Raw genomic sequence first — 1,027 nt, 5'->3', positions numbered from 1 at the left:
GCGCAGCGTCTAGTAGAGAAGCTAATTGCTGTGCTATGGAAATGCAGCATCATAAATGGATGCGAGAACGGTGCAGGATTGCCCAAAATTTTCTTGTAGGTAGGAAAAGCTTACTCGTCCGTGAAATACTTTTATGAGAACGAGCAAGCACATACGATAACTACTACTGTGACATTACGAGTACAAATTCTCAAGGAAAAATACAGCAAAGGTCTGGGCCTACCGTTTAAAGAACTGTTGCCAGAGACGGCAATTAAACAAGTAATCTCTGAGCTAGAAATTAAATACAAAAAACGGTTATTTGACCCATTAATAACGTTGTGGGCGTTTTTATCGCAGGTTTTAGATACGGATAAAAGTTGTCATAATGCCGTGAGTAAAATAATTGCACATTTGGCTGGGGAAGAGGAAGAAGTCCCGTCAACGGATACGAGTGCCTACTGCCAAGCACGGACAAGACTGCCGGAAAAATTATTGGAGAAACTTTTCAATTCGACGGCACAAAACATAGAAGAAAAAGTAACACCAGAACATTTATGGTGTGGTCGGAATGTGAAAGTGATAGATGGCTCGACTGTCTCCATGCCGGACACTGTAGAGAACCAAAAAGAATACCCTCAACCTAGTAGTCAGAAACCTGGATGTGGATTCCCAATTGCTAAAATTGGGGTGATATTCAGTTTAGCTACAGGAGCCGCCGTTGCTTTATGCATAGACGTTTTGAACACTCATGATATTAAATTAGCGAGGAAACTGTATAGTTTTCTTAAACCCAATGATGTACTTTTATACGAAAAGAAATTCATGTTTATTTACTCGCTTACAATCTACTTCGTAGCTTAATGTGGTCGGCTGGAACTACTTACAATACTCCTCCCTTACGTTTATCCCTGCAAGGTACTCGCCATCATTTACTCAATTTTATTCCTAAATTAGAAACTGCTCACTCTCAAAAACGCATCCGACTTTATCGTAGTTTGCTGAAAATTATCGTTCACAAGGTTGTCCTCGACCGTCCTGCACGCAG

Annotated in this window: 1 protein-coding gene and 1 pseudogene; both read left to right on the top strand. The window is 40.7% G+C overall.

What is annotated here, in order from left to right; genetic code table 11:
- Positions 1–120: 120 nt before the first annotated feature.
- The gene (locus tag ACM0OT_RS23775; RefSeq protein ID WP_414566837.1) at positions 121–843 is read left to right on the top strand and encodes an IS4 family transposase; all 723 of its coding nucleotides are present in this window, start codon (positions 121–123) and stop codon (positions 841–843) included.
- A pseudogene (locus ACM0OT_RS23770) lies at positions 843–1,027 on the top strand (IS4 family transposase); the annotation flags it as partial. The gene ACM0OT_RS23775 and the pseudogene ACM0OT_RS23770, both read left to right, overlap by 1 nt.

Source organism: Anabaena sp. CCY 9613, assembly GCF_963920895.1.
GTDB lineage: Bacteria > Cyanobacteriota > Cyanobacteriia > Cyanobacteriales > Nostocaceae > Cyanocohniella.
The sequence above is the reverse complement of the archived record's forward strand: the minus strand, read 5'-3'. Positions and strand labels throughout refer to the sequence as shown.